Origin of the sequence: Enterococcus saigonensis (genome assembly GCF_011397115.1) — a bacterium.
Lineage (GTDB): Bacteria > Bacillota > Bacilli > Lactobacillales > Enterococcaceae > Enterococcus_C > Enterococcus_C saigonensis.
In genome coordinates this window covers 1,279,569-1,302,500 of the sequence record NZ_AP022822.1, presented here as the reverse complement: position 1 = coordinate 1,302,500, position 22,932 = coordinate 1,279,569, and the positions used below count along the sequence as shown (strand labels likewise).

Annotated in this window: 21 protein-coding genes and 1 rRNA gene; 4 read left to right on the top strand and 18 right to left on the bottom strand. The window is 36.3% G+C overall.

All coding sequences use genetic code 11. From position 1 onward, the window contains the following. Nucleotides 1-79 precede the first annotated feature (79 nt). From EsVE80_RS06145 to EsVE80_RS06085, 13 genes are all read right to left on the bottom strand, one after another. Nucleotides 80-1,638, bottom strand: a 16S ribosomal RNA gene (locus EsVE80_RS06145). A 615-nt stretch (nucleotides 1,639-2,253) separates the two neighbouring features. Then, the gene (locus EsVE80_RS06140; RefSeq protein WP_173102925.1) at nucleotides 2,254-2,436 is read right to left on the bottom strand and encodes a hypothetical protein; all 183 of its coding nucleotides are present in this window, start codon (nucleotides 2,434-2,436) and stop codon (nucleotides 2,254-2,256) included. Nucleotides 2,437-2,547: 111 nt separating this feature from the next. Then, complete coding sequence (locus EsVE80_RS06135; RefSeq protein ID WP_173102924.1) at nucleotides 2,548-3,183, bottom strand: HAD family hydrolase; 636 nt, start codon at nucleotides 3,181-3,183, stop codon at nucleotides 2,548-2,550. A gap of 14 nt (nucleotides 3,184-3,197) precedes the next feature. Continuing rightward, the gene (locus tag EsVE80_RS06130; RefSeq protein ID WP_173102923.1) at nucleotides 3,198-5,927 is read right to left on the bottom strand and encodes a sigma 54-interacting transcriptional regulator; all 2,730 of its coding nucleotides are present in this window, start codon (nucleotides 5,925-5,927) and stop codon (nucleotides 3,198-3,200) included. A 104-nt stretch (nucleotides 5,928-6,031) separates the two neighbouring features. Then, nucleotides 6,032-7,009: an SIS domain-containing protein gene (locus EsVE80_RS06125; protein ID WP_173102922.1), complete on the bottom strand. Its 978-nt coding sequence runs from the start codon at nucleotides 7,007-7,009 to the stop codon at nucleotides 6,032-6,034. A 52-nt stretch (nucleotides 7,010-7,061) separates the two neighbouring features. After that, entirely contained in the window at nucleotides 7,062-7,874 is an 813-nt protein-coding gene (locus tag EsVE80_RS06120) for a PTS system mannose/fructose/sorbose family transporter subunit IID (protein WP_173102921.1), read from the bottom strand. A gap of 15 nt (nucleotides 7,875-7,889) precedes the next feature. Further along, nucleotides 7,890-8,669: a PTS mannose/fructose/sorbose/N-acetylgalactosamine transporter subunit IIC gene (locus EsVE80_RS06115; RefSeq protein ID WP_173102920.1), complete on the bottom strand. Its 780-nt coding sequence runs from the start codon at nucleotides 8,667-8,669 to the stop codon at nucleotides 7,890-7,892. Nucleotides 8,670-8,687: 18 nt separating this feature from the next. Next, on the bottom strand, nucleotides 8,688-9,158 hold the full coding sequence (locus tag EsVE80_RS06110) for a PTS sugar transporter subunit IIB (protein WP_173102919.1): 471 nt from the start codon (nucleotides 9,156-9,158) through the stop codon (nucleotides 8,688-8,690). Then, nucleotides 9,155-9,571, bottom strand: a complete 417-nt coding sequence (locus EsVE80_RS06105; RefSeq protein WP_173102918.1) for a PTS sugar transporter subunit IIA — start codon at nucleotides 9,569-9,571, stop codon at nucleotides 9,155-9,157. Before EsVE80_RS06105 ends, EsVE80_RS06110 begins: the two co-directional genes overlap by 4 nt. Nucleotides 9,572-9,892: 321 nt before the next feature. Then, nucleotides 9,893-12,445, bottom strand: a complete 2,553-nt coding sequence (locus tag EsVE80_RS06100; protein WP_173102917.1) for a glucosaminidase domain-containing protein — start codon at nucleotides 12,443-12,445, stop codon at nucleotides 9,893-9,895. Between the two features lie 235 nt (nucleotides 12,446-12,680). Beyond that, nucleotides 12,681-13,196, bottom strand: a complete 516-nt coding sequence (locus tag EsVE80_RS06095; RefSeq protein ID WP_173102916.1) for a GNAT family N-acetyltransferase — start codon at nucleotides 13,194-13,196, stop codon at nucleotides 12,681-12,683. Between the two features lie 17 nt (nucleotides 13,197-13,213). Beyond that, the gene (gene lepB / locus EsVE80_RS06090) at nucleotides 13,214-13,723 is read right to left on the bottom strand and encodes a signal peptidase I (protein ID WP_173102915.1); all 510 of its coding nucleotides are present in this window, start codon (nucleotides 13,721-13,723) and stop codon (nucleotides 13,214-13,216) included. A 221-nt stretch (nucleotides 13,724-13,944) separates the two neighbouring features. After that, nucleotides 13,945-14,877, bottom strand: coding sequence for a dihydroorotate oxidase (locus EsVE80_RS06085; RefSeq protein WP_173102914.1), 933 nt, complete (start codon nucleotides 14,875-14,877; stop codon nucleotides 13,945-13,947). 189 nt (nucleotides 14,878-15,066) lie between these two features. On the opposite strand from EsVE80_RS06085, the gene EsVE80_RS06080 reads away from it, so the two are divergent. Further along, entirely contained in the window at nucleotides 15,067-15,402 is a 336-nt protein-coding gene (locus tag EsVE80_RS06080) for a metal-sulfur cluster assembly factor (RefSeq protein WP_173102913.1), read from the top strand. A gap of 93 nt (nucleotides 15,403-15,495) precedes the next feature. On the opposite strand, the gene EsVE80_RS06075 is transcribed toward EsVE80_RS06080, so the two are convergent. From EsVE80_RS06075 to EsVE80_RS06060, 5 genes are all read right to left on the bottom strand, one after another. Beyond that, nucleotides 15,496-16,404 (bottom strand): YitT family protein, encoded by a 909-nt coding sequence (locus EsVE80_RS06075; protein WP_408639873.1) that lies wholly within the window; start codon nucleotides 16,402-16,404, stop codon nucleotides 15,496-15,498. A 127-nt stretch (nucleotides 16,405-16,531) separates the two neighbouring features. Next, complete coding sequence (locus EsVE80_RS06070; protein ID WP_173102911.1) at nucleotides 16,532-18,880, bottom strand: ATP-dependent DNA helicase; 2,349 nt, start codon at nucleotides 18,878-18,880, stop codon at nucleotides 16,532-16,534. Nucleotides 18,881-19,060: 180 nt separating this feature from the next. Then, entirely contained in the window at nucleotides 19,061-19,432 is a 372-nt protein-coding gene (locus tag EsVE80_RS06065; RefSeq protein ID WP_173102910.1) for a phage holin family protein, read from the bottom strand. Nucleotides 19,433-19,489: 57 nt separating this feature from the next. Next, complete coding sequence (locus EsVE80_RS13840) at nucleotides 19,490-19,699, bottom strand: hypothetical protein (protein ID WP_232061294.1); 210 nt, start codon at nucleotides 19,697-19,699, stop codon at nucleotides 19,490-19,492. Between the two features lie 13 nt (nucleotides 19,700-19,712). Continuing rightward, nucleotides 19,713-20,183, bottom strand: a complete 471-nt coding sequence (locus EsVE80_RS06060; RefSeq protein WP_232061292.1) for a phenylalanine--tRNA ligase beta subunit-related protein — start codon at nucleotides 20,181-20,183, stop codon at nucleotides 19,713-19,715. A 143-nt stretch (nucleotides 20,184-20,326) separates the two neighbouring features. On the opposite strand from EsVE80_RS06060, the gene EsVE80_RS06055 reads away from it, so the two are divergent. The 3 genes from EsVE80_RS06055 (at nucleotide 20,327) to EsVE80_RS06045 (ending at nucleotide 22,760) form a co-directional block, all read left to right on the top strand. Beyond that, nucleotides 20,327-20,947 carry an MBL fold metallo-hydrolase gene (locus EsVE80_RS06055; RefSeq protein ID WP_173102909.1) on the top strand — a complete coding sequence of 207 codons (621 nt, stop codon included), beginning with the start codon at nucleotides 20,327-20,329 and terminating at the stop codon, nucleotides 20,945-20,947. 70 nt (nucleotides 20,948-21,017) lie between these two features. Then, nucleotides 21,018-21,725, top strand: a complete 708-nt coding sequence (locus tag EsVE80_RS06050; RefSeq protein ID WP_173102908.1) for a histidine phosphatase family protein — start codon at nucleotides 21,018-21,020, stop codon at nucleotides 21,723-21,725. Nucleotides 21,726-21,926: 201 nt separating this feature from the next. Continuing rightward, on the top strand, nucleotides 21,927-22,760 hold the full coding sequence (locus EsVE80_RS06045; RefSeq protein WP_173102907.1) for an undecaprenyl-diphosphate phosphatase: 834 nt from the start codon (nucleotides 21,927-21,929) through the stop codon (nucleotides 22,758-22,760). The last annotated feature ends 172 nt before the right edge of the window (nucleotides 22,761-22,932 follow it).

Genomic DNA, 22,932 nt, shown 5'->3' with positions numbered 1-22,932 from the left:
ACAAATATTTTGAGAGTAAACCTCTCAAAACTGAACAAAGACAAGTGACAAACTGTGTAGTTTCCGTAATATTCCTTAGAAAGGAGGTGATCCAGCCGCACCTTCCGATACGGCTACCTTGTTACGACTTCACCCCAATCATCTATCCCACCTTAGGCGGCTGGCTCCAAAAGGTTACCTCACCGACTTCGGGTGTTACAAACTCTCGTGGTGTGACGGGCGGTGTGTACAAGGCCCGGGAACGTATTCACCGCGGCGTGCTGATCCGCGATTACTAGCGATTCCGGCTTCATGTAGGCGAGTTGCAGCCTACAATCCGAACTGAGAGAAGCTTTAAGAGATTAGCTTAGCCTCGCGACTTCGCAACTCGTTGTACTTCCCATTGTAGCACGTGTGTAGCCCAGGTCATAAGGGGCATGATGATTTGACGTCATCCCCACCTTCCTCCGGTTTGTCACCGGCAGTCTCGCTAGAGTGCCCAACTAAATGATGGCAACTAACAATAAGGGTTGCGCTCGTTGCGGGACTTAACCCAACATCTCACGACACGAGCTGACGACAACCATGCACCACCTGTCACTTTGCCCCCGAAGGGGAAGCTCTATCTCTAGAGTGGTCAAAGGATGTCAAGACCTGGTAAGGTTCTTCGCGTTGCTTCGAATTAAACCACATGCTCCACCGCTTGTGCGGGCCCCCGTCAATTCCTTTGAGTTTCAACCTTGCGGTCGTACTCCCCAGGCGGAGTGCTTAATGCGTTTGCTGCAGCACTGAAGGGCGGAAACCCTCCAACACTTAGCACTCATCGTTTACGGCGTGGACTACCAGGGTATCTAATCCTGTTTGCTCCCCACGCTTTCGAGCCTCAGCGTCAGTTACAGACCAGAGAGCCGCCTTCGCCACTGGTGTTCCTCCATATATCTACGCATTTCACCGCTACACATGGAATTCCACTCTCCTCTTCTGCACTCAAGTCTCCCAGTTTCCAATGACCCTCCCCGGTTGAGCCGGGGGCTTTCACATCAGACTTAAGAAACCGCCTGCGCTCGCTTTACGCCCAATAAATCCGGACAACGCTTGCCACCTACGTATTACCGCGGCTGCTGGCACGTAGTTAGCCGTGGCTTTCTGGTTAGATACCGTCAAGGGATGAACATTTTACTCTCATCCTTGTTCTTCTCTAACAACAGAGTTTTACGATCCGAAAACCTTCTTCACTCACGCGGCGTTGCTCGGTCAGACTTTCGTCCATTGCCGAAGATTCCCTACTGCTGCCTCCCGTAGGAGTCTGGGCCGTGTCTCAGTCCCAGTGTGGCCGATCACCCTCTCAGGTCGGCTATGCATCGTGGCCTTGGTGAGCCGTTACCTCACCAACTAGCTAATGCACCGCGGGTCCATCCTCAAGTGACGCAAAAGCGCCTTTCAAATCACAAACATGTGTTTATGATTTTTATGCGGTATTAGCACCTGTTTCCAAGTGTTATCCCCCGCTTGAGGGCAGGTTACCCACGTGTTACTCACCCGTTCGCCACTCCTCTTTTTCCGGTGGAGCAAGCTCCGGTGGAAAAAGAAGCGTTCGACTTGCATGTATTAGGCACGCCGCCAGCGTTCGTCCTGAGCCAGGATCAAACTCTCATAAAAAGTGTTTGAACAGTCAAATGACTGTTAAGCTCAAATAAAATTGATTCTGCTAGCTATTGCTTGCTTGTTGTTTGCTTCTCTAAAAGAAGCGCCCTACACATTGGTTCGTTTGCTTGCTTTGTTCAGTTTTCAAAGGTCTACTTCGTTGCTTTTAAAAATGTTTCAGCAACTCTTATATCTTATCAGTTGACTCAATTCTTGTCAACTGTTTTTTTCAAAAAGTTTTAAAAAGTTTTAAAAACTTTTTGAAACGATATTTCAGAAATGTGCTGCTTACTAAGCAACTTCGTTAGTTTAACAGTCGTTTTGGCAACTGTCAACAATTTTTTCAAAAATGTTTCAAGTTGTTTTCAATTGCATGACTGTTTCGTCAACGTTGATTAATTTACCACTTTCAATAGCATGAGTCAATTATTTTATTTTTTTAAATGCTAAATAGTAACATTGAAAAATCTTCCATTCTACTTTTTGTTCGTCTTTTTTACGCTTACAAAAAAATGAACTTCTTTTAGATCAGCTTAAAAATTCGACTTCGCTTAAAATAAGACTTACTTTTAATTAATATTCGGAATTTTTTTAAAACAAAAAAAGGAGATATTCATCTCCTTAGTAATTTTACTTATCACGCGTTAAAAAGCGAATCTTTTTTTCATCATCACGGTAGATAATTGTTTCTTCGTTTAGATAAGAAAAAGTTAGCTTCTCTAAATCTGGTGTGCTAATCATTTCTTCGTACCCGTTAAAAATATCGTGGATATATTTTTTATAGGCGTTTTTTTTCTTCAATCTTTTTTTCATGGGGCACCTTCCTTTTCAAATCACTGTCATCTTACCAAAAGTATTGCTCATTGGACAAGTAAATTTTGCAGATTTTCAAAGATAGCTGCCCGCTATAATTTCTTAGCAAAATTAAAAGATCAGACAATTTTCGACAACTTTTATAATATCTAGCAAATCATCGATTACTAAATCTGCTTGGCTTTGATCAATTGGAAAATCTTGCTTTAGCGCTAGGGTGTATAGTTGTGCCGCTTTTGCCGCAGAAATCCCCACCGGTGAATCTTCCACTGCAAGACAACGATCACAATCAAGCGCTGCCTCTGACAATTGATAAATTTGTGGGTCTGGTTTACTTCTGGCGAGCGTTTCTCCAGAGATAATAAAATCAAAAAAAGAAACTAAATTGTTTTGCTCTAGCATTGCATCAATCTCACTTTTTGGAGAAGAGGAAGCAATAGCTATCTTTATTTTTTTGCGTTTTAAATAATCCAATACCGTTGTAACATCACTTCTTAATACTTGCGTAAAATCAATTGGATGTTTTTTGCGGTAATCCAAATATTCTTTTCTTAATAATTCTCTATCTTCTCCCGTGGGGACTAAAACTTGCCAAATACCCGCTTCAGTCAAACCTACAAAATCTAGTTTATTTTTTGATCCAGGAACTAAATTTTTCTCATTAAAAAAGTCCATCCGGCGTTGGAAATAAAAACTTTCTGAATCAATTAAGACACCGTCCATATCAAAAATTATACCCAAAGTCATATTAATTACTCCTTTTAGCCATTGATTATTTCATGAATCAGACGTAGTTCTAAATCTGAAATTTTGATGGTGTATTCATTTTCAACACTACGAAAAGCGCGATGAATTTGTTCCATCTCCATCCCAGCTTGCATCATATACGCATCAATATCTTCTTGTTGATCAACACTTTCCTTGCGTAAAATACGTTCAATCATGCAACAACAATGCAAATACAATAAAAACAACTTACTATTAGATAGCGTAATATCCAAATTAATTTCTACATCTGAGATTGCACTTTGAACCAAACGCAAAAGCTTTGTTGCATCTAAAATCGTTAAACTTTCAATGATTTTATTAATTGAAAAACTAAACATTAGTTGTTCTTTTAGCTCTTTATCGCTAATATCAAAATAATCTTGTAAAATTGTTACAAACTTCTCAATATCTTGACCATTAATCAAGTGATCTAAACCGATGTATGGGATTTGCTGAATCTTTGGATCTTCAGTGCCAACAATCATAAGGACCTCATACATCTGAAAAGGATCCTCATACAGCTTGTTTTTTTCTAACTTATGATAGTCATATGGAATAATAGCCAGTTCATCACAATAATCCTCTAAACAATGTTCTAAAATTTCTTGAATTTGAATGGCTGATCCCATTCCAGTATAACAACACGTTAAAATAGCTTGCTTTTTTTCTTTTTTCGGTAAAATTAATTGTTTTTGGACTTTATTTTCAATGTCAACCTTTTGGCTGATTTCCGAGATTGATAATTGGCTTTGAATCAAATGCCCAATTTCCAAAACCAAAGGAGTTGAAACATAGTCAATAATCAATAATGGTCCGCGAATTTTGTCTTCTAAGCGTGTTCCTAATTGATTTAAAGAACCCATGTCGACTAATAAAATTAAACCTGCATCGGTATGGTAATCATTGATAAAACGAATAACTTGCTCCTCCACTTTATCCAATGTGATATTTATTGGCATATCGTATGCATGAAAAATATTTTGGTGTAACATACGATTACCGACATTAGCCATACTGCTAGCCGTAGTATAACCGTGGGCTAATATAATGCTTTTAATTTCTTTTTCCTGTGGTGTTATTTGTAGACCGTGAAAATAAAAGGAAATAAAGATTAGATCCTCCTCTTTAAAGTCTTGGTCTAGTTGGCGAGAGATATGTCCTAAAGCTTTTTTTGCATACCAATAGGATGTATCCATCGAACTTGAAATCAAATGCAAGAGTTTTCTCTTCGTGGTATGCCATTCGTGATTTTCTGCAATAGTATCGGTATTATTTTTGCGATAAAGGTACTGAGCAAGTGCAATAACCCGATTCCCGTCTTGATCAAAGCCATAATTGTCATGCATCCAATCAAATGTTTCTCGAATTTGGTACGTCAAAACAGAATAAAACGATTCTTCTTTAGCATAATTATCTTTAAACATAAATTCATCCATTAAATTATTGACACGATTTACCATATTTTCGATAAAATCTTTTATAGCAATCTCTTGGTCTTCGACTTTTTGATAAAGTTGAACCATTTTTTCAAATAACTGCCGAATTTGTTTTGCTTCTGTTGACTCTAAAAAGACTTGATTTTTGGTATGGGGCAAATATTGCCGATCTGGTAAAGCTTTAATTGTTTTTTTTAATTGTTCTTTTAAACGCAATGTATTCTCATGTGGTAAATCTTTTAATCGCACGCGAATTGCTGGGCTATTTTGATTTTTGGCATAGGCACTCCCACAGACATATTTGACAATATTTTTAATTTTACCAACATTTCCTTCTAAATCGCTATTCAACAAAAAATCTACCAATTGATAACTAACATCTACGCGCTTTGATAAAATATTGGCTTCATTAATAAAGAAAGTATCAATTAACTGCATTCTTTCTGATTGTGGACGCTGTTCATAATTGGGCAAGGTGACAATCACGGGCAGGCGACGAATAAAAGTAGGCAAAAAAGTTTGATAGACGTTCTCTGTTGTTGCAAAAATCAAACGCACCTTTGCCTTTTTCTTAATCGCATTGTCGCCCATAGGGGAAAATTCACCCGTATCCATAAAAGTAAATAATTTTTCTTGTCCTTCATCAGACAAACGGTGGACTTCATCTAAAAATAAAACCCCGTTATCTGCCTTTTCAATTAGGCCGATATGATCTTTTTCTGCGCCGGTAAAAGCCCCTTTAACATGACCAAATAAAGCTGACGACAATAATTCAGGGTTATTAAAATACTGGGCACAATTATATGCGATAAAGGGTGCCTCTTTTTGAATGATTTTTTCAGACACTGCATACTCATGTATTTTTTCTGCCAAAAAAGTTTTCCCAGAACCACTACTTCCTGACAAAAGTATTGGCAGGCCATTATTAGGATAGAGGACGGCAGTTTTAACTTGATCTACAACTTCTTTCAAACTTCCCTTTGCACCAATAACCTGCTCGAGTGCATTTTGTTTTTCTAAGGTAAATAAGTCTTCCCAGCTATCATACTCTGTACTTTTGACTATAATTCCAATCTCGGCGAGTGCTTTAACATGCAAAAAAGAGACAGGATAACCTTTAACTTTGACAACTAAGCCTTCTTTTAGTCCTTGATTTAAGTAAGAACTGGTTGTGCTGCGATTTAAACCGACATTTTTACTAATAGCCGCAGCGGAAAAATTCTCGCTAGCGTACTTCCCATAATTTCTTGTTAAATCAATTAAATATTTTTCTACCTTTTCATTCACGATTCACATCACCTCGGCTCTTCTTAACTCAATTGTAAGAGATTTCATAGTTGCTTTCAATATAATGCAGAAAAGCTGAGGCAAATGCCCCAGCTTATGAATTCTTAATACTCAAGTTTCCACATGTAGCGACGTTTTGTTAACGGATGTTGGCGTGCTTCAGCTAATTCTTCAGCATAAACTCGGAAGACTGCCGTAATAACAAATGGATTGAAATAATCTAGAACTTCTTTCGCAATATGTGCAGATAGTCCCCAATCTAGTGCATCGACGACTTCTGTTTTTGCATCAAAGCGATCTAAGAAGGTTAAAGCACGGGCATCAATCGGACGTGTACGACCGTCATTCATCAATAAGATAAATGGTACATCTTTGTCTGTAATTTCAAAGGGACCATGGAAAAATTCACCAGCATGGAAAGTACCAGAGTTGATCCATTGCATCTCCATCATTAAGCAAATAGAAGTAGAATATGCTACTTCGTGAGTCGCACCTGAACTCATCACATAGATAACTTTTTCATCTTTAAAACGTTGTGCAAATTGTTTAGCTTGTAAGCGTGCTCCTTCTGCACTTTCTTGCGATAAATCATAAATTTTATGGAAACCGTCCATCATTTTATCATAATGCACATATCCTTCAACTTGATTTAACAATTCAACTGCCAGTTGCAAACAATAACCTGTTTTCTCGAGTTTCGCAGCATAATTTTCAGCAAAACGATGATAAATGACATAATCCGCATCTTTTGTTAGCGGTGAATCCACGCTACGTGTTAAACTAATTACTGTGGCACCTTTCTCTTTAGCTACTGCGTTTGCTTGAACAGTTTCAGGAGTGGTACCTCCTAATGAAGCTGAAATAACAACAGTATGCTCGTCGATTGAGCTAGGTGTCGCATAATTGAATTCATTAGCCGTAAAATGACTAATACGCAACTTCTGTGCATTTTGATCTAAAAAGTATTTTGCTGGATATAAATCTGCTTTTGAAGCTCCACACCCGACAAATACAATTGACGTTACTTCTTTATTACTAACAATCTCTTTAACAATCTCTTTTGGACTTAAACTTGAATTCATTTTTGAATTCCTCCTCATAACTTTTTTATTTGAACCTTAATAGGTTTGTCCCTTAACTAAAAATCCCACCAACACTTAATAAAATCCCGCCAATAATACAAATTGCCAACATTAATCCTGTCCGAACTTTTTTTTGCAACAACCAGTACATGAAAAATGTCAAACCTAATGGAATTAACTGCGGCATAATGTTATCTAAAACATCTTGCAAAACAAATGCCTTACCAAATTTTAGAGGTGTTGTAATGCCAATCATACTTGCAATCATGGCGCCAATTACCATTAAACCAACAATTGTACAGACATACATCACCTTGTCCATTAACCCTTCTTGATAAAGCTTTGCCAAATATTTATTTCCTGTGTTGTAACCGATTTTCCCACCATAATATGTGACTAAAAACGAAGGAATAAAAGAGATAATCATTGCCAAAATTGGCCCTAAAATGCTACCTTGTTGCGCTAAATTAATCCCGAATCCAAAAGCCAGCACCCGTACAGTTCCTTGAAAAAAGGAATCACCAATTCCAGATAGTGGTCCCATTAATGAAGTTTTTAACGCACCAATTGCTTCAGGATTGAAATTTTCTTGATCTTCAGCATATTGTTCTTCCATTGAGGCTGCTAAACCTAATACAAAGGCACTTGTCTGCGGGGTACAATTGTAATACGCCATGTGACGTTCATATGCTTCTATCTTTTTTGACGCATCTTCTGGCTTGTCATAAATTTTGTCAATAATCGGTGCAATGCCATACATAAAGCCCATATTCATTTGACGCTCATAATTCCATGATGCTTGGATCGCCCACGAACGCCAGAAAAATTGCCAATATTTCCAACTATTTGGATCTTTTTTAGTCATCTATAAGACTCCTTTCTACAAATCATCTAAAGGATCAGGTTCACTTTGACTGCCATTACCGCTTTTATTACCAAAATTAACTTGTGCCATTACAAAAGCTACAATACACGCAAATGCTGCGACCCCCGTAATGCTTAAACCAGAATATGCGGTAATTAAAAAACCAAGCACTAAAAACGGTACCATTTTTTTCGTTAACATCGTTTGTAAAAGTAATGCAAAACCATATGCTGGTAGAATTTTACTTGCTAAAGTTAATCCATTTGTTAGCCAAGCAGGAATACTGTCAACAATACTTTTAACTAAGTCAGTACCAAAATAAATAGCTAGAAAAATTGGAATAAAGTACATTAATGAGTATAAAACCGAACCGTATACGATATGAATTCTTCTTGCCCCAGCAAATTTCCCTTCAGCAATTAACGTATCTGCTCGGTGAGTTAAATTGGATAAGACCGTTCGCATCAAAATGCCTAACATCTGACCCAAAACTGAAATTGGAATTGCAATAGTTAACGCTGTTTCCGCATTAGAACCTGATAAAATTGCAAAAGCTGTTGCGATAATGGACGCCATATTCATATCTGGCGGTGCGGCAGCTCCGATATTCACCAAACCCAACGACATCAATTCCAACGATGCCCCAACCATCAAACCTTTTTCCAAGTCTCCCAATACTAAACCAACCAGCGTACTTACAATCAAAGGCCGTTCAAAGTTCAGTCTTCCCAACAATCTGGAGTCCAGAATACAAAATATTCCGATTAGACCCAGGGCAATCGATTGAAACAACATAACGCAAACCCCTTTCTTCTAAATCATTATATTTAAATCCTCTTTTTTAGAGGTTGGTACCTGTTGCATAAACTGGATAATTCCCATTTCTTTCAAAGCTTTAGCATCTTCAATTTCACTTTCAGTTAAGAAGATTGCGTTACTGAACTGCTTTGAACCTTCTTTTTTTATAATGCCACCATAATTAATCGCTTCAATTTTTGGATACCCTTCACAAAACTTGCGAACATCTTTTGTATTGCCAAAGATCATCATGATATTTTCACTTAAAGTTTCAACTTTTGGCATTTTTTCTAAAGTATTTGTTACTGTGAAAATATTCAGCTTAATTCCTTGAGGTTTAGACAACTCTAACGACATCTTTTTAAATTCATCGTTGGCTGCTTCATCATTTACAACGATAATACGATTTATTTGTAAAGATTTACTCCAAGAAAAAACTACTTGCCCATGTAATAACCTGTGATCAATGCGTACAAGTTTGATCATAGATCATCACCTCCTTTTTTAGTTGTTTGTAATAGGCGACTACAATCAATTAGTGAATTTTGACTTTCTATGATAATTGTTTGTAAATCCTCTGAACTAATCTTCCCAACTTGTGTTGCAATGGAAATCACAAGGGGTAAATTCATTCCAGTAATAAGATGTATTTCGGGATTTTCTTTTAACAAAGACAACATTTCGTTGTTGACACTTCCCCCTAAGATATCCGTTAAGATAAATAAATTTTTTGTGCCCAATTTTGTAACTAATTGTTGTGTTTGCTTTTCAATGGGTTCATCTTCATCACGATAAGCCGATAATGCATAAATATTGTTTGCTGGTCCTAAAATCATTTCAGCTGTTTGTTTTAAGCCTTGAGATAATTCGCCATGACTTGCTAGAATGATTGTATTCATTTTTTCTTCCCTCCTTACTGACACTTTTATATAAGCAAGTTGCGTGCCATTTTTTGTTCAAATCTAAAATACCTTTAAATTTAAGCATTTTAACAACACTCTCAACACATTTATACTTCAAATGAAAAGTGTTGGACATTTTCACTTGAAGTGTTGACGAAGGTACATTTATCCTTCCGTTCGCTTTGTTCTAAAAAAACGCTATCTTTTAAAAAAATTTTAGAATCCATTTACTACTAGCTTTTTCACAACCCTGCTTTTTTCCAAAAGAAAACACCAGTATAAACGTCAGACTGACGTTTATACTGGTGTTTTCTTTTACTACTTAGGCGCGACATATGTTACGTTGTTGGAACGGGCAATATTATTGGGAATAATCCGGTATGAAACTGTTGTTGGCCCGACAACATTTCCTTCTGAAACTAAAATACCGTCTGGGCCAACAGCTTCAACAAAAGCTACATGACCATAAACTGAACTCGATCCGGCAATGCCTGGATGAAAACTTACGGCATATCCGGCTTTTGGCACATCAGATGTTTTATAACCTAAACGAACACCTTTTTGCCCCCACTCACCACCATTACCCATAAAGTTATCAATCCGACCGCCTAATTGTGTGATCCGATTATAAACATACCACGTACATTGGCCTACTGGATAAGAACCAGAGGTATTGTAGTTGCGTCCATCATACGCAGGGAAAATCATTTTATTGCGATAATAGGCCGGAATGTTTTGTCGGGATTGGATAATCATACCTGTTTGTGTTCCGGCCGGTGTTTTTGGTTCATCATACTGGGTTAAATGATACGCAGCAATAATTGAATTCAATTTATTGCTGTATTGTGTATCTGTTGCATATTTTCCCATGAGATGATCCGTTGCTTGTAAGTAATTTCCCGCTTCAGAGCGCCAAACGCCTTGATAAAAATCATCGTTGCCAGATATACCACCACGAATTAATTCTACATAATCTTCTAATGATTCCTTATACCCAGGATAGCTTCTAAAGTTTGCGGTAATTTGATATAAGTCACCATTCCCTTTATCTTCCATTGTTTTCATCGCAACAGACGCTCCGTTATGAGAACCTTTGATGCCAAATAAGTTGTAATACGGTGCTCTTGATAAGCCACTTGCACCTGAACCACTTTCCAAAATTGCTTGGGCAATCATAACAGATGCAAAAACATCATATTTTAGCCCCAATTCTCTAGCGTCATCTGCAATTGAATCAATAAAACGTTGCGTAATCGGGTTGACTTTAAAATCGACAGTGGCTGCATAATTTGCTAATGTCTTCTCGCCTTGTGGAGTTAAAACTAATTTTTCTGGCATCCGAATAGCAAAAGATGGATTTTCGATAACGCCATATTTTTCACTTAATAACGGTGCATCACTTTCTTCATTTTCACCGTTACTGCTATCTTTATTCGTAGCAATTTTGACAATACCGGCATCATTAACTTCGTAGCCTTGGATAGTAAAAATTTGGACACCAGGTAATTCCGTTTTATTGTAATCTTTACTAGTTGTTTTCAGCTGTTCTTTTTTAGTGTCAGTATCCTTTTGTAATTCTATTTTTGCTTTCAATTTCTCCTGTTCTTTTAGTGCTTCATGATTTTCATCAGTTGCCATCATATATTTCCCTTGACCCAAATAAACAGCAACTTTATTAACTTCTTTTTCATCTTGCCAGAAAAGTAAATCTCCAGGTTGTGCTTTTTCTAAAGATATTTGCTCTTTACCTTTGGTCATTTCATCATAACTCTTTCCAAGCGTTACTCCGAAAATTTCCTTATAAAGATAATTTGGCAAACTTAAATTGTCAAAAGCATTGGGTGCTTTCGTTTTTTCATCTTGTGCAAAAGGTTTATTCAACATTTTTAATGCAGCAGCAATTAAAGCACCTTGTTTTTTATCTTTTAGGGTATTCAACAAAGGTAATTCAAAACCATTTAAATCTGAGTCCGTTAAGCTATCGACAACCAAATTATCATCTAAGGGTTTAGAAGATACGCCATCTTTATTTGGACCTTGTACAGGTTGTTTTGGAGTTGTAGCATCTACTACTGTATTAGGTTTTGATTGTTCCTTATTTGAGTCCCCTTGATGGGGCTTATTAATAGCCGGTTTGTTCGGCTGTGGTTTTGGCTGTGGCTGTGGATCAGGTTTTGGTTTTGGTGTGGGATTGGGTTTTGGTGCTTCTATTTTGGTCAAACCATCAATTGCTTTTTGTAAACTAGATTGCATCCCTATTACTTCTTCAGCCGAAGCGTCTTCATTATTTAAAACCCCATTGGTTAGTCCAATTTGATTTTGTAATATTTTGAACGAAGCTGGCGTGTATTCACTGGCTTTAAAAACAAGTGCTTTTGTTAACAACGTGTGTAAACTCGTTTTGTCAGGCTTTACTTCAAGTTGTGTTTGCAGTTCAATTAAAAACGAGGTAATGGTTTCCACTAGAGTATCAATAGTAACTTGATCGACTTCACTTAAATTTAATACTACATTCGCCTCATGATAAAGCGCATTTATTTTATCGGTTGGATATGTTGATGGGCGATAATCTCCTTTAGTGTTAATTAGCTCTTCTAACTGATTATACTTTTCTTTTAGCAAAGCTTTATCGACAACAGGTGTAGGGATGGGATCAGTTGATCCTTCACTACTTTCAGTAGAATTACTAGGATTTTCCTGATTGTTTGTTTCTACAGCAGGCGCTGTGTCAGCATTGTCTTGAGCAACTTCACTACCAGCTGTAGTTGAAGCAACATTTGCAAAAGCCGGTGTTCCTTGCGAAAAAAGCATTAGCACGACACTAAAAACCGAGAGTGCCCTTCGCAAGCGTAAACTATTCTTTTTTTTCATCGGAGAACCCCCTTTTATTTCTTCGCTATTATATTAGCATACATTCTCATGAAATTCTAAGTGAAAACGTCTAGATCATTAATATAACAATCGTAATTACGCATGTAATAAAAAAAGAACTGGCATTCCAAAGCTATTTCACTAGGTTTAGAAGATTAAAGAATGATTTCAACCAATTTTAATAAATAAATTTAATTATTTTGACGCACGCAGTCTACAATAAAAATAACTAATCTTATGGTAGACTCAACTGATAGGCATTTCGCAAACCGGCTGGAATGGGAAATTCTACTTGACCACAATAAACAAAGCCTAACGCATCAATTGTTTTCATCATAGCAAAATTTTCTGGATACGTATCAATGCGAATATCTTGAAATCCATTTTGTTTGGCAATATGAATTAACTTCCCTAAAAATTTTTTTGCTATTCCTTTTTTAGCAAAGTTCTTAGCCACAGCTACTCGATGAAGCGCTACATAACCTTTTTCATCAGATCGTATCCATTTACCATTGATTGCGGTGTAAACCGGGTCAATTCCTTCAACCAAACTTGCTACTGCTACAATCTTGTCGTCCACTACAGCAACCCAACAAAAGTTATTTACAATATCATTTGTCATTTGTGCCTTGTTAGGTCCATATCCATTTTGCCATTGAGGTGAGCCTTGAGCTTTTAAAGATGCGCGTCCATCTTCAATAATTTCCATAATTGTAGTAAGGTCTTTATGCGTTGCTTGTTTTATTTCCATAGTAACCTTAACCTCCTTTAAAACAAACGAAACGAACTAATAGGGTAAAAACGTAGACGGAATGAACCGATAATTTCATCTCGGTGAATAGAACCAAAATTACGACTATCTGTTGAATGGTCGCGATTATCCCCTAGAACAAAATATTCTCCTTGTGGAATTTGGTAAGTAAAGTTTTCCATTTCCCACAACATACCACCTTTTTTAAAACTTTCTGAGGCGGCTTTATCGTTAATAAAAAGATTATTGTTTTTGTATTCGATTTTTTCTCCCGGTAAACCAACAATACGCTTAATGAATTTTTCTTCTTCACTAAATTGATCAGGATTGTTGAGTACAACGATACTAAATCGTTGCAATTTACCAATTTTCAAGGCAAATCCTCGATCACCATCGTAAAGGGTGGGAGCCATTGATGAACCGTCCACAATTACAGGGGAGAAAATAAATATTCGAATGATTATTAAAATGGCGATAAAGCCACCAAAAATACCGATATCACGAACAGATATCTTCGTCTTCTTCATAAACAACATCCTTTAACCGACCTTTTTGAAATTCAAACCAAAGTCCATAGGATAACTTCTTTATCCTCACCAAATTATGATTAGAATCTCATTATAATAAATATATAATAACGACCTCGGTATTTCAATGATTATCCATTGTATTCCAAAGACAATATCCATGAATGACAGTAATTTTTAATAAAAAAGATTGCACTTTTTAGTACAATCTTTTAATGTAATTATTCGATTATTTTTAATTTCCCACGAAATTCATCAATCGTATGGTAACCTTTATCTTTCATTATTGCAGCTAGCTCTGTTATTAGTCGATCAAAAATTGCTGGTCCTTCTTTTTGCAATTGGGTTCCTACTTGCAACATTGTAGCTCCACATAACAAATGCTCATAAGCGTCTTGCCCACTTAAAATGCCACCTGTTCCGATAATTTTAATTTCTGGTTTTAACCGAGTATAAAATGCACGCACATTTGCCAACGCAGTCGGTTTCACATATTCTCCACCAATACCACCAAAACCGCCTTTTGGTTTAATTACAACTTGGTCACGTTTTGTGTCAATATATAAGCCATTCCCAATACTGTTAATTGAATTTACATAAGTTAGTGGGTATTTATTTAAAATTTCTGCCATTTGATCAAAATGTGCCATATCAAAGTAAGGTGGTAACTTCACTCCAAGTGGTTTCGTGAAAAATGTAAACACCTGAGCTAATGTTTCGTCTGTCAATTCAAAATCATAGGCAACTTGTGGTTTTCCCGGAACGTTGGGACAAGATAAATTTAACTCTGTGATACCTTGAAAATCACTAGCTTGAAGTTCTTTTAACATTGCGATATTTTCACTTACACTCATACCGGCAACGGAGAAAAATACAGGACGTTCTGTTTTTTCTTGTTGATTGAGAGCATATTCTAAATAATACGCAAAGCCGTAATTAGGTAATCCCATTGAATTAATACTACCTAACGGAACATCGTAATAACGTGGCTCAGGATTTCCCGTTCGTTTTGCTGGTGTAGCACTTTTCATAATATAAGCACCAGCAGTTGAAGCAGCTAAAGCATCTAGTTCGTTTATGGTCATACAATGAACACCTGAAGCATTCATAAAAGGGTTAGAAAAATCAAAGTTTAAAAAGTTAGTGGTTAACACATAATCGCCTCATTTCGATTTTATTGGACTTAGCATAGCCGCTTTTTAACATAAGTTCAATAGTATTAACTTAATCTTACCCAGAATCAATTCTCTTTGTTCGGCTTTACATATTTTAGCAAACAGATGATTTACAAATTGCCAAAAACAAGTTATTATTTGAAAAGAATTTTAAAGGAGGTTGCCATCATGAATGAAGCCCGCACTCAACAAGAAGTTGAAGAAATTAAAGAACGTATTCTAACTGCTTTAGAAACTGTGATTGATCCTGAACTGGGAATTGATATTGTCAATCTTGGTTTGATATATGATATTGAATTTGAAGGTGAAACTGGCGAGACGGTTATTAAAATGACATTAACCACGATGGGATGTCCATTAGCAGATATCTTGACTGATCAGATTCACCAAGCCCTTCAGGAAGTTCCTGAAGTTACAAAAACAGAAGTAAAACTAGTCTGGTATCCAGCTTGGACCACTGATAAGATGAGTCGTTATGCGCGAATTGCTTTAGGCATTCGTTAAATATTATCTTTTTTTAAAGGCGCAAACCTTTCTTTAGACAAAGAAAGGTTTGCGCCTTTTATTTAAAAACGATATGCTAATTTTCTAACGTTGCTATTTGTGACTTTTTTTCTTTGTCATTTTAATTTCAGGAAAGACTCCCGTTGCCTTAAATGTCCGTTGATCGTCTTCACTCGCAAAGCGTCCAATAATGGACTGCGTGGGTACAAAATCAACAAAAGCATTTTCATCCACTTCTAAAATTGCTTGTTCTAAATCATAAACTTCATAACGCGTGACCACCATCATAATCATCTTACCCTCTACTCCAGAGTACCCCCCCATAGAGGGTAATAACGTCATCCCACGAAAAATATGTTCAGAAATATTTTGTCCGACTTCATTTGGCTTTGTCGTGATAATAAAGGCAGTAACTTTTTGATGACTCGTATGAATTGCATCTACAACGTGGCTCATGGCATAAATAGAAATAATCGTATATAAAGCACTTTCCCAGTTAAAAATGAAGCCTGCAATTAACACAATAATCCCATTTAACAACAACATAAAGTTGCCAACAGTTTTACCCGTAGTATTGGATAAGATAAGCGAAACGATATCTAAACCACCGGTAGTAAAACCAAATTTTAAAGACAGACCGCCACCAACGCCCAATAACACACCACCGACAATGGCATTCATCAAGATATTATTGGTTACTTCTCCTTGTGGAACAATAATAGTAAATAAGGAAACACTAATAACATTCATAAAACTCCAAAATGTCGCAGCTTTACCTAATTTCAAAAAGCCAACAATAAAAATCGGTACATTTAATAAGAAAATAAAAATCCCCGTATCAAAAGTAATACCTAAATATTGCTGTCCTAAAGAAACCACAATTTGTGCGACCCCGTTCATCCCTGCAGCTAAAACTTGCGCTGGGATTAAAAAGAAGTTTAGTGCTACAGCAGCAATTACGCCTGAGAGCAAAACAACTCCAATTTTTTTCATCATTTCCATTTGTAGGTGCTGCTGCCAAACTTTTGTCACTACCTTCAAACTCCTTTTGCAATAATTTATTTTACATTAATTTCGACAATATTATTCCATTTCTAATATAGCAGTTGTTGCTTTTTATGCAATCATTTTAGCTGATTTTTTGTGCCCAAAAATGCAATAAATTTTGCTTTAGTTCTTGGCGATTAAAAATGGATGTATAATGCCGCCAATGCGCTGGAAAAAGCTCCTTATAATCAGAATTTTCAAACCGTTGATCCACTAATAATACAACACCATAATCTTCTTGATCTCTTATAACGCGACCTGCCGCTTGCACTACCTTATTCATTCCTGGCAAGCGATACGCATAGTCAAATCCTTTTTTCCCACCATAATAGTCTTTTAGTAATTCTTGTTCATGATTAATTTGGGGTAAACCCACCGTTACAACCATACTACCAACTAATCGCGTTGCTTTTAAGTCAATTCCTTCTGAAAAAACTCCTCCTAGTACACAAAAAGCTACTAAAGATGTTTTGGGTTCTGCAACAAATGCTGCTAAAAATTCTTCCCGTTCTATTTCTGTTAATTCCGTATTTTGAATCATTGTTTGAACAGTGGGATATTTATTTTTGAAATTCTCCGCTACTAAATCTAAATAAGCATACGAAGGTAAAAAAACAAAATAATTACCCGTTTTTGCTGTGACCATTTCATAAATTGCAAAAACTAAATCTGATAAACTTCTTTCCCGCGCTTTGTATGTGGTTGGAATATAGTTTAATAAAAATAATCCTTGATTTTCTTTTGGAAAAGGACTTGGCAAACGATAACGCAACGCTTCGTCTCCACCACCCAAAACCTCTTGATAATAATCTAGCGGTGTAAAACTGGCAGAAAATAGGACTGCTCCTTTTCCTTTTGCTAACAGCTTCTCTAAAAAAGGAGCCGGATCGATACAAAACTGCTTTATTACAACATCATGGTATTGACGAGTAACAGTTGTTACAAAATGGTCATCATAAAGCTCAGAAATTTTAAGATAATTCAATATAGTAAAATAATAATTTAATGCCTTTTCTTGAAGGCTATCTTCAGGACTCTCTCCTAACCATTCTTGGAGTTTTTCAGAAACTTTATACAATTTCTGGTTTAGATTATCTGCTGGTGAGGACTGAGCAAAAAAATTATTCTTTTTCTCAGCTACAGCTGCCTCAATTAAGGTAAATTCATCATCTAAACGAGTTAACGAGCGTCGTAGTTTACGCTCTTTTATTGGTAATAGTTGTTGCAGATGCGCCCCACTTTTTCGATTGATAGTAGCAGAGTACATTTCTCTAGAGCGCGAAACCAAATTGTGAGCTTCATCAATTAAAAAATAATAATTTTCATTTTCCTCTTCAAAAAAACGACGCAAATAGACAGTGGGGTCAAACAAGTAGTTATAATCTCCTATAATAACGTCACACCACAAACTGACATCTAAGGATAATTCAAAGGGACAAAGCGTATGTTTTTTTGCATATGCTTCAACAATTGGTCGTGTAATTTGATTTTCATGATGTAATAAATCCCACAGACCTTCATTGATACGATCGTAATACCCATTGGCAAAAGGACAATGCTCAGGTGTACAATTACGTTCTGTCAAAAAACAAATTTTATCCTTAGCGGTAAGTGTAACACTTTTAACTTCTGCACCACTTTCATCACTAAGCGCTTTTAAAGCGTCTTCTGCTACTTGGCGTGTAATTGTTTTAGCAGTGAGATAAAAGATGCGATCATCATCTTCTTCTCCCAAAACTTTTAAGGCTGGAAAAAGTGTAGAGATTGTCTTACCAGTTCCTGTTGGTGCTTCGACAAAAAGTCGTTGCTGCGTTTTTAATGTTTTATAGGCAGCTACCGCTAATTCTCTTTGTCCAACTCGAAATTCATCGTAAGGAAACTGTAAAAGCTGCAAAGAGGTATTACGTACTCGCCGCCAATCATTTTGAAAAGCTAACCATTTTTGGTATTCGTTCGTTAAAGCGTCAAAAAAATCAGTTAACTCTTGCCACTGAAATTCGCGCACTTCTTTTGTAATTTTTTCTTCAATTGTTTGAAAATAAGTCAACTGTACTTTAATCTTATCTAGATTTTGTTGTAATGCGTAAATGTAGGCGTAAACCATACCTTGATAAAAAAATAATTCCTTTTGTTCAGACGGTAATTCCTCAAAAGATATTTCCGACGTTTTAATTTCATCAATCACATAACCAGTGTCATCCTTAAAGATTCCATCGGCTCGCCCTTCAATTGTTAATTCATCATCACTTATTTTAACTGTCTGTTTTAAAAAGACCTCTTTTTGATAGTCCTCTCCAGCGGCTTTTTGCAACCGGCGATGAATTCTGGCTCCTTCTTGAGCTGTGTGGCTACTCGTATGTCGGCTATCAATACTGCCTTTACGTAAAATAAACGTTACCAGTTTTCTAACAGAGACTCTCGCACTTTGCAAAAGCTCACCTCCTATTATTCGAATCAATCTTTTAAAACACAACTCAATTTAACAGAAAATAAAAACCAAAACAACCAGCATCATTCATTGAATTACATGCTCTTTAAAATCTTTTAAAAACTAAAAAGCCATGACGAATCATAGCTTTTTGAACTTGACTATTAGATGCCCTTATAAGGCCTACTTCCGTTTACGTATTTCTGCTAAGAATTTTTTAAAGATTGCTATATCAATTCCAAGCTTACGATAGTTTTCCAAAATAGACTCAATTTCTAACCATAAATATCCCACATAGAAGACCCACAACATTGCTACTCCTGTTTTAGCTGGTAAGATAAAAGCGACTGGAACAAAAAAGAGTAACAACAACATACTCGCCAATTTTCGAATGATTCCATTAATGCCAATCCGAGACGAGATGGATTTCGTTTGTGTCGCTGCTACCATACCGCTAAAAAAATCAAAAATCATCGCTATTGCCAAAACTGCCACAACATTAAAAATACCAGTACCGTTCAAATACAATAGAAAACGCCAAAATTCTTGATACATCACTATCTCCTCCTTCCTATTAACAACGAAGAAAGAAAATAAAATGTCAAAGACTATTCAAAAAAAAGTATTATCTTTTTGCGTAACAACTGCGATTTCATATTCTGAATACGGACAAATTTCATGAATGTTTTTACAAACCCTTGTTAAAGCTGCTACCCTTGATAAGACGTCTGTATTAGCATTTCCTTGCATAACCAGTAAAAGATTTTTCGTTTCTGAAGTGATTTTATAGGCCTCACCATCCCGTGCATCGAGATAAGCCATGATACCTTTTTGATCACGATAAATAATATCCTCCAACCGCTACTTGTTTTTTATTCGAACCAATTGGTAAAAAAACAGTTGGTTCTGTCGCTCGCGTAAATTCAACAAAATCAGTAATCGCATCGTAGTCATGGGCACCAATCGCTAAAAACGAATGCAATGCTTCTGCGTTATACAAGTCTACAATACTGTTTACCCGTGGCATACTGCCACGTCGCTGTATATTTTTTATTAATGCCTCTGCCGTTGGTGGATTTTTTTTAACACTTTGTCCAATACTTTGCATTTTCTCTCGATAACCAGCAATAACAAAATAACTACGAATCGCGTCACGATCATAGTTTACTGCTAATTCTTCACTAGCGGTAATATACATTTCTAATTCTTTAGTTAACGGAGCTTCTGGACTAACGTTTGTTACTTTTGCCAATACAATTGCCTTCATTCCCAACGCTAATAAGCTATCTCGCAAATAAAATTCCACTATCTCCTACCTCCACTACCATTACTCTCATTTGTTGTTATCATAGCATATTTATCTGAACCATTTCTTCAGACATCTCTCTTTGTTTGTTTTTGTGCTTTAAGCTATACTAGAAATGACAAATGTTGTTTGGAGGCGAAAAAATGGAAATTATCAAAATTCCAACAGGCGAAATTCAAGAAAATTGCTATTTGGTAGCTGAAAAAGAGAGTCTTTTAATCATTGATCCTGGTGCTGACGGACCTATTATTAAGCAAGAGATTACAAAATTAAAAGCAAAACCGCTAGCTATTTTATTAACCCATACTCACTACGACCATATTGGTGCTGTAGATGAATTGCGTAACTACTACGATATTCCGCTTTACGTTAGTCCACTAGAAGCAGACTGGTTGCAAGATCCGATGATGAATCTTTCAGGTTTAGGACGACATGAAGATATGGCAAACATTGTTGTTACCCCAGCTGATTTTTTATTCGTATTAAAAGAGTATGTATTTGGCGATTTGTCTTTTAAAGTTGTTGCTACTCCAGGGCATTCAATCGGCAGTGTAAGTTTTATTTTCAATGATTTTGTTATAAGTGGTGACGCCTTATTCCGTGGTAGTATTGGCCGGACCGACTTACCCACTGGCAATCTTCAACAACTACTAACTAGTATCAAAACTGAGCTATTTACCTTACCTGATGAATTTCCAGTTTATCCAGGACATGGAGATGCTACAACGATTGAACGTGAAAAACAAACAAATCCGTTTTTTTAGACAACACTTTAAAAACTGCTTTCTTTTGCAGTCAAAATAACGAAAATTGAAATAAAAAGGAGATTTCGAGATGGAAAAAGTTGAACTATATGTTATTCGCCACGGTAAAACGATGTTTAATGCACTTCAACGGGCTCAAGGTTGGTGTGATACACCGTTAACTGAAAAAGGGGCAGAAATGATTCATTACTTAGGTCTTGGCCTAAAAGAAACAGACTTTGTTGAAGCTGTCTCTAGTGATTCCGGCCGAGCAATTGAGACAATGCGCATCATCTTAGGGGAACATAAAACTGGCAGTAAAATTTCCTATTCTGTAGATAACCGAATCAGAGAATGGTGTTGGGGTTCATTAGAAGGCGGCTATGATTCTGAAATGTGGGGCGTGTTACCACGGATTTTAAATTTTAAAGATAGCGCAGAGATGTGGGAAACAAATATTTCTTTTAAAAAAATAGCTGAAGCAGTTAAAGACGCTGACACCGCTAATTGGGCAGAAGATTTTGAAACAATTAAAACTCGTGTACTTTCTGGTTTTGAAGACATTGCCCATCGCATTCAAAAAAAAGGCGGTGGTAAAGCTATCATTGTTTCTCACGGTTTTACAATTGCCTTTTTGCTCAATTTAATTGATGAAACACAACCAGTCCGGGTAGACTTGCAAAATGGCAGCGTCACTCGTATAAGCTATGATGAAAATGGTAATTTCAACATTGAAGAAGTTGGATCGACTAATTTTATCGAAGAAGGCAAAAAGATTTCAAAAAATCTTTTAGCATAAACCGGCTAATAAATAAGTTTTCAAAAAAATATTCATCTTCAAGACAATCCTCCAAAAGATTTTGAGGATTGTCTTTTTTTTATAAAAGACTCAATAAAGCAATTGGTTTTCCAAAAATTTAAGGGTATACTATAGCCTGTAATCTTTTTATAGCGCTTAATGCTAACTACAAACTCATCAATTTTAGAAAGGAATGAAAGCATGTTTTTGCTTAACATTTTAAAAGCAATTATCTTAGGGATCATTGAAGGGATCACGGAATGGTTGCCGATTAGTAGTACTGGACATTTAATCTTGGCCAATGAATTTATTAAGTTGCAAGAATCAGAAGCATTTATGACGATGTTCAATGTCGTCATTCAATTAGGTGCAATACTAGCAGTGATTTATCTTTATTTTAATAAATTAAATCCTTTTTCTCCTAGTAAAAGTGCTATTGAGAAAAAAGATACTTGGAATCTTTGGTTCAAAGTTATTGTAGCCGTTATTCCTTCTGTTATTATTGGATTACCTTTAGATGATTGGTTGGATGCACACTTCCATAAATTTTTTCCGGTTGCACTCATGTTAATTATTTATGGGATTGCGTTTATCGTTGTAGAAAAACGTAACAAAAACGTAACACCAAAATGTACGGATTTAAATAAATTTACTTACAAAGCCGCACTAATTGTAGGTATGTTCCAAGTACTTTCTTTGGTTCCAGGTACTTCTCGTTCGGGAGCGACGATTTTAGGAGGCATTCTAATTGGTGCTTCTCGCTTTGTAGCAACTGAATTCTCATTTTTTATGGGAATTCCAACCATGATTGGCGCCAGCGGTTTAAAGATAGTGAAGTTCATTTTACATGGTAACAGTTTTAGTTTCCAAAGCACAATTGTTTTATTAGTTGGTACAGCTGTATCTTTCATTGTTTCCGTTTTAGCAATTAAATTCTTAATGAGTTATATTAAGAAAAACGACTTTACTATATTCGGTTGGTACCGCATTGTCCTAGGTGTTATTCTTATTGGCTATTGGTTAATTGCTATGTAATTAATTAGTATTTAAAAAAAAGACAGCAGCAGCCATTAAAATGGCTGCTGCTGTCTTTTTAATTCATTTTAACTCTGTTTCAGAACAATAAATTTTGTTACTATTGAAATAGCTTCTTCATACATGTAACTAAAAATACGCAAACCACTTCAACGTTTAGGAATGGTTTGCG